The sequence below is a fragment of the Micromonospora sp. AMSO31t genome, assembly GCF_008868175.1.
Classification (GTDB): Bacteria; Actinomycetota; Actinomycetes; order Mycobacteriales; family Micromonosporaceae; genus Micromonospora.
In genome coordinates this window covers 1-6162 of the sequence record NZ_WBKT01000241.1, presented here as the reverse complement: position 1 = coordinate 6162, position 6162 = coordinate 1, and the positions used below count along the sequence as shown (strand labels likewise).

Annotated in this window: 7 protein-coding genes; 1 reads left to right on the top strand and 6 read right to left on the bottom strand. The window is 72.5% G+C overall.

The window, feature by feature from the left end:
* Positions 1-213: 213 nt before the first annotated feature.
* The 6 genes from F8274_RS29600 to F8274_RS29575 form a co-directional block, all read right to left on the bottom strand.
* The gene (locus F8274_RS29600) at positions 214-780 is read right to left on the bottom strand and encodes a dienelactone hydrolase family protein (protein WP_151465645.1); all 567 of its coding nucleotides are present in this window, start codon (positions 778-780) and stop codon (positions 214-216) included.
* Between the two features lie 47 nt (positions 781-827).
* Positions 828-1199: a hydroxyphenylacetyl-CoA thioesterase PaaI gene (gene paaI / locus F8274_RS29595; protein ID WP_225854035.1), complete on the bottom strand. Its 372-nt coding sequence runs from the start codon at positions 1197-1199 to the stop codon at positions 828-830.
* A gap of 37 nt (positions 1200-1236) precedes the next feature.
* Positions 1237-2544: a phenylacetate--CoA ligase PaaK gene (gene paaK, locus F8274_RS29590; protein ID WP_151465643.1), complete on the bottom strand. Its 1308-nt coding sequence runs from the start codon at positions 2542-2544 to the stop codon at positions 1237-1239.
* Positions 2545-2836: 292 nt separating this feature from the next.
* On the bottom strand, positions 2837-3217 hold the full coding sequence (locus tag F8274_RS29585) for a hypothetical protein (RefSeq protein ID WP_151465642.1): 381 nt from the start codon (positions 3215-3217) through the stop codon (positions 2837-2839).
* A gap of 402 nt (positions 3218-3619) precedes the next feature.
* Positions 3620-4018, bottom strand: coding sequence for a hypothetical protein (locus tag F8274_RS29580; protein WP_151465641.1), 399 nt, complete (start codon positions 4016-4018; stop codon positions 3620-3622).
* Between the two features lie 287 nt (positions 4019-4305).
* Positions 4306-4755, bottom strand: a complete 450-nt coding sequence (locus tag F8274_RS29575) for a MarR family winged helix-turn-helix transcriptional regulator (RefSeq protein ID WP_151465640.1) — start codon at positions 4753-4755, stop codon at positions 4306-4308.
* Positions 4756-4893: 138 nt separating this feature from the next.
* Here F8274_RS29575 and F8274_RS29570 point away from each other — a divergent pair, with 138 nt between their 5' ends.
* The gene (locus F8274_RS29570) at positions 4894-6117 is read left to right on the top strand and encodes an MFS transporter (RefSeq protein WP_151465639.1); all 1224 of its coding nucleotides are present in this window, start codon (positions 4894-4896) and stop codon (positions 6115-6117) included.
* The last annotated feature ends 45 nt before the right edge of the window (positions 6118-6162 follow it).

Sequence of the window (6162 nt, the reverse complement as noted above, 5' to 3'; positions counted from 1 at the left end):
GTCCGCGCCGGACCGGCCGGGAGCGGCCGGTGGGGACATCCGCCCCCGCGGGGCTGCCCCTGGCCGGCGGCGTGCTCGCCGCCTGATGCGACGTCCGGGCCGGAGCGGGCACGGGGCCACTCCGACCCGGACGTCGTCCAGGGCCGGCGAGCCAAGGGGCGGCCGGACCCGGCGGATGCTCCCGGCGGCCGGACCAGGGCCGGTTCGGTGGGGTCAGCGGGCGGCGAGGAACGCCAGGACGCGGTCCCAGGTGAGGGCCGCGGCCGGCCCGTCGTGGTCGGGCGTGCCGGGGTCGGTGAACAGGTGCCCGGGGCCCGGGTAGCGGTAGACGGTCACCTCGGCGCCGGCCGCGGCCATCGACCGCTGCCAGTCGTCCACCTCGTCCTGCGGCTCGTACTCGTCGGGATCGGCGAGGTGCAGCTGCACGGGCAACCCGGGGCGTACCGAGCCGGGGTCGCCGCCGGTGCCGTGCAGCAGGAGCAGCGCGGCGGCCTCCGGCCGCTCCGCGAGCAGTGCCCCGGCGACGCCGGCGCCCATGGAGAAGCCGGCCAGCACGGTGTCGGCGGGCAGTTCGGCCGCCGCCGCGCGGGCCCGGTCGAGGACCGCGTCCCGGCCGATCTTGTCCAACAGCGCGAAGCCGGCGTCGACGGTGTCGGCGGCGGGCACCTCGTACAGGTCGGGGGTGCTCACCTGGTGCCCCGCGGCGCGGAGCCGGTCGGCGGCGGCCAGCACGGCGGGCCGCAGCCCGTAGACGGAGTGCAGGAGCAGGATGTGTGCCATGGCCCCATCCTGGCGCACCCGGGTCGGCGGGCGGACCGGCACGCCGGTCAGTCGCGGGCGATGGTGCGGCTGCGGCCGCGGAACTCGGCGACGACCTCGCCGCCCCGCGACACGGTGACGTCGTAGATGCCGCTGCGGCCGTAGCGGACCCGCTCGGTGGCCCGGGCCTCCAGCAGGTCGCCCTCGCGGACCGGGCGGAGGAAGCTGATCTCGCCGCCGGCTGCCACGGTGGCCGGGCCGTGGCTGTTGCAGGCCAGCGCGAACGCGGTGTCGGCGAGCAGGAAGACGAAGCCGCCGTGGCCGATGGCGTGGCCGTTCAGCATGGCCGCGGTGACCCGCATCCGGGCCACCGCCGCGCCGTCGCCGGCCGAGACCAGCTCGATGCCGAGCCCCTTGGACGCCACGTCGGCGTCGAACATGTCGTGGGCCGCGGTGCGGCCGTCGTCGCCCGCCACGTCAGTTGCCCCGCCGCTGGTCGACGATCCGGCGCATCTTGCCCATCGAGCGTTCGACCCCGTCGGGCTCGATGACCTGGACCGCCACGCTGACCCCGATGGTGTTCTTGACCTGCTCGACCAGCGCGGCGCCGGCCCGCTCGGCCTCGTCGGCGGCCACCCCTGCCCGCCGCTCCACCTTGACGGTGAGGGTGTCCATCCGGCCCTGCCGGTCCAGCACGCACTGGAAGTGCGGCGACAGCGCGGGCGTACGCAGGATCAGCTCCTCGATCTGGGTCGGGAAGACGTTGACCCCGCGCACGATCATCATGTCGTCGGTGCGGCCGGTGATCTTCTCGATCCGGCGCATGCTGCGGGCCGTGCCCGGCAGCAGCCGGGTGAGGTCGCGGGTGCGGTAACGGACCACCGGCATGGCCTCCTTGGTGAGGGAGGTGAGCACCAGCTCGCCCCGCTCGCCGTCGGGCAGCACCTCGCCGGTGACCGGGTCGATGATCTCCGGGTAGAAGTGGTCCTCCCACAGGTGCAGGCCGTCCTTGGTCTCCACGCACTCGACCGCCACCCCGGGGCCCATCACCTCGGAGAGGCCGTAGATGTCCACGGCGTGCATGTCGAGGCGCTGCTCCATCTCCCGGCGCATGTCCTCGGTCCACGGCTCGGCCCCGAAGATGCCGACCTGGAGGGAGGTGGACCTCGGGTCGACGCCCTGGCGCTCCATCTCGTCGACGATGGCCAGCATGTAGCTGGGGGTGACCATGATGACCTCGGGCTGGAAGTCGCGGATCAGCATGACCTGCCGCTCGGTCATGCCGCCGGAGACCGGGATGACCGTGCAGCCCAGTTCCTCGGCGCCGTAGTGCGCGCCGAGCCCGCCGGTGAAGAGCCCGTAGCCGTAGGCCACGTGCACCCGGTCGCCGGGGCGGCCGCCCGAGGCCCGGATCGAGCGGGCCATCAGCTTCGCCCACGTGTCGAGATCGGCGCGGGTGTAGCCGACCACGGTGGGCCGGCCGGTGGTGCCGGAGGAGGCGTGCAGCCGCGCGACCCGCTCGCGCGGGACGGCGAACATGCCGAACGGGTAGTTCTCCCGCAGCTCGGCCTTGCCGGTGAACGGGAAGCGGGCCAGGTCGGCCAGCTCACGCACGTCGTCGGGGTGCGCGCCGGCCGCCTCGAAGGCCTGCCGGTAGTGCGGCACGTTGTCGTACGCGTGCCGCAGCGACCAGCGCAGCCGGTCGAGTTGCAGGGCCCGCAGCTCGTCGACGCCGGCCCGCTCGACGGGTTCCAGCTCGTCCGGACGAGGGGTGCGGTCCTGCACGGTGGCCTCCTGCGCGACGGGTCCGCCGACGCCGCGTCGCGCCGGGCGGGTGCGATCACCGTACGCCCGTACGGCCCGTCCTGCCAGGTCAGGTCCCCGACGCGGCCGTCAGGCGTGCTCCGGGTCCAGGCCCCGCCCGCGCAACAGCGCGTCCAGCTGGGCCTCCAGGAGCGCCCCTGTAACCAGTGCGGCGACGAGGTCTCCGGACTCCGGGCCGTTCGACCCCTCCCGGAGACCCCGCCGTCGCCGATCGGCCCTCTGCGTTTTCGGTGTTCAGCGGAAGCGGAAGGCTTTACTCCGTGAAGTTCCGAATGGGCGAGCAGGGCCCCGGAGAAGTGTCGTTCGAGCCGTCCACCGAGCAGACCTGGATCGCGTAGGTGTTCAACTCCCACACGTCGTACTGGAACTGCGCGTACGTGCCCGCCCCACCGTTGTACTTGGTGGCCACCAGCGTCTTGTCCACCGGGGAGTTGTAGTGGTACAAGTACCCCCGCACGCCGTGGCCGTCCGCCAACTTGTCGTACACGCGGAAGTAATCGCCGTCGTCGACATGCTGCATGCTCGCGACGGCGACCTGACTGTTCACCAGGGACACCCACGTGTCACCGGCGAATGCGGGCGTGCCCACACTCAACACGATTGCGGGTACGGCCAGCACGACGGCACCACGCACGGACCACTTCTTCAACATTGTCGGCCAACTTCCTGACGGGACCGCCTCAATGCGGTCGATGGGGGAAAGGCTAAAAGACTGGCCTGCGTGCGAACAAGGAAGGTGATCTTTTCTTGAGCCTTATTTGAACTTTCCGGAAATTGCATGGAGAAAGAGTCCGCCGGACCATTCGGGCCGCGGCTTCCGGGGTTGCGGCGAGCCCAACCGGGCCCTTTCCAGCGGGACGGAGAGGACCCGCCAGTGGGTGGCGCTCGGCGGGAACGGCGGTCTTGAGCAGCGGCGACGGGGGCGACGGACACCGGAGCGGCCGCGGCCTCCGCGCCTGCGCTAGTTGTTGGAGAACGAGAAGAGATGGGCGAGCGGCATGGTGGCGTAGTTCTGGAGGATGCCGGCATTCACGTCCTAACGGCCCGCCTCGCTCCAGTCGAAGTTGCACCTGACCCAGGTGCCCGCTCCCTGCGTGTTCCGGCAGTAGCGGTAGGCGAGACCCAATTCGCTGTCGATGCGCGCCATCGCCGAGCGGCCGTCGGCGAGGCCGTCCCTGACGTAGACGTAGTCGCCGCTGTACTCGATGCAGACCTGCGTGGAGCCGTAGGACGCCGACGCGGTCATGCACTGGCCCGACGGAAGCCCGACCTTGGTGCCGATTAGGCAGGACGCGTATGAGCCCTCGCATCCGACGAAATAGAGGTCGCCGTCGGCCATGCTCGGGGTCGGGGCGGCGAAAACGGCGACCGCCGTCATCACGAAGGCGAGAAATGCGCCCCGGACCCGCTTACCGGCACCGCGCCGGGATCGCATTCCTGCCGGAAGCATCCTAATCCGAACCATCAACATGTCCTCTTTCTGAACACGAACCGACACGGCGATGGCGAGTACCTTCCAACAGGGACGGACCATCGATCAACGACGACAGCCAATCTTGAAGGAATCTTGAGAAACGGCGGCGACCCGGCGCCCGACCCGCTCCGGCGGCGGAGACCGCTGCCCAAGCCGGAACCGGGAGGTCAACGCCGGTCCGCCCGCCGCCTGCGCGATCGGGCGGCGACGAGCAACGCCGCCGGAGGGCGGATCGGCAGGTCGGCGACTCAGCGGGCGGCGGGCAGCCGGTGCAGGGCGTCGACCAGCGGGGCCAGCTCGGGGGTGCGCTCGGCCTCGGCGAGCGCGTCGGCGAGCACCCGGTCGTGGGTGGGGCGGGCCCGGCCGAGCAGTTCCGAGCCGGCCGGGGTCAGCTCGGTGTAGATGCCGCGCCGGTCGTCGGCGCAGAGCACGCGGGTGAGCAGGCCGCGCTCCTCCAGCCGGGTGACCAGGCGGGTGGTGGCGCTGCCGGAGAGCGCGGCGGCGCGGGCGAGCTGCCGCATCCGCATGTGCCAGCCGTCCTGGCGGGAGAGCGCGTCGAGCACGGTGTATTCCACGACGGAGAGGTCGTGCTCGCCCTGGAGGGCGCGCTCCAGGGCGGTCTCGATGAGGCCGTGCAGCGCCGCGAGGGTACGCCAGCCCTGCGCGCGGATCTCGACCGCGTCGTCGGCGATTCCCATGGCGCCCCCTCCGGTGTGACCTGGACGTCCCCCAGGCTATCACCCTTGCGCTGGTATACGGCGCGTGCAACTATCTTTGTTGCCGGCGCGGGTAGTTGCACGCGCCTCTTTGTTTCGCGCGCATGGATGGGGTACGGCATGACACAGCGCACCTCCGCCCTCCCCGGCGGCCTGATCGCCCTGGCGATCGGGGCGTTCGGCATCGGGCTGACCGAGTTCGTGATCATGGGGCTGCTCCCCCAGGTCGCCGCCGACTTCGCGGTCAGCGAGTCGGTGGCCGGCTGGTTGATCTCCGGCTACGCCCTCAGCGTGGCCGTCGGCGGGGTGGCGCTCACCGCCGCCGTCACGCGGCTGTGCCGCAAGCCGGTGCTGCTCGGCCTCATGGTGCTGTTCATCGCCGGCAACCTGCTCTCGGCGCTGGCCGGCGACTACGGCACCATGCTGGCCGGCCGGATCGTGGCGGCGCTCTGCCACGGCGCGTTCTTCGGCATCGGTGCGGTGGTGGCGGCCGGCCTGGTCCCGCCGGCCCGCCGCGCCGGCGCGATCGCCATGATGTTCGCCGGCCTCACCATCGCCAACGTCCTCGGCGTGCCGTTCGGCACCCTCCTCGGCCAGCACTTCGGCTGGCGCGCCACGTTCTGGGCGATCACCGGCATCGGGCTGGTCGCGCTGGCCGGCCTCGCCGTCCTCGTGCCCGGCCGCGGTCCGGCCACCGACGCCGCCCCGACCGGCGGGCTGCGCGGCGAGCTGCGGGCGTTCACCCACGCCCAGGTCTGGTTCTCGCTCGTGGTCACCGTGCTCGGCTTCGGCGGCATGTTCGGCGCGTTCACCTACATCGCGTACACGCTGACCGAGGTGAGCGGCTTCGCGGCCGGCACCGTGCCGTGGCTCCTGGTCCTCTTCGGGGTCGGGCTGTTCGCCGGCAACCTGGCCGGCGGCCGGGCCGCCGACGTGTCGCTGTCCCGCACCCTGGTCACCGTCCTCGCGGTGCTCACCCTGGTGCTGGTCGGCTTCGCGCTGACCGCCACGAGTCCGGCGCTGACCGTGGTCGCGCTCGTGCTGATGGGCGCGTTCGGCTTCGCCACCGTCCCGCCGCTCCAGATGCGGATCATGCGGTACGCCCGCCGGGCCCCGACCCTGGCCTCCGGGGCGAACATCGCCGCGTTCAACGTCGGCAACGCGCTCGGCGCCTGGCTCGGCGGGCTGACCATCGACGCCGGGCTCGGCTTCACCGCCCCGATCTGGGCCGGCGCCGGGCTCACCCTGCTCGGCCTCGGGGTGCTGCTGGTGGCCGAGCGGCGCGCCCGGCGTACCCCGGCGGACGCGGCGGAGGCCCGCGAGCTGGCCGACGTCGCGGCCTGACCGGCTCGCCCGGCCTGACCGGCCGCCGGACCGGGCAGGCCGGCG

Excerpts from the sequence above, each read along its gene's own strand:
- F8274_RS29580 (WP_151465641.1), bottom strand. The coding sequence starts at position 4,018 with ATGCGATCCCGGCGCGGTGCCGGTAAGCGGGTCCGGGGCGCATTTCTC.
- F8274_RS29570 (WP_151465639.1), top strand. The coding sequence starts at position 4,894 with ATGACACAGCGCACCTCCGCCCTCCCCGGCGGCCTGATCGCCCTGGCG.
- F8274_RS29575 (WP_151465640.1), bottom strand. The coding sequence starts at position 4,755 with ATGGGAATCGCCGACGACGCGGTCGAGATCCGCGCGCAGGGCTGGCGT.
- paaI (WP_225854035.1), bottom strand. The coding sequence starts at position 1,199 with ATGTTCGACGCCGACGTGGCGTCCAAGGGGCTCGGCATCGAGCTGGTC.
- F8274_RS29600 (WP_151465645.1), bottom strand. The coding sequence starts at position 780 with ATGGCACACATCCTGCTCCTGCACTCCGTCTACGGGCTGCGGCCCGCC.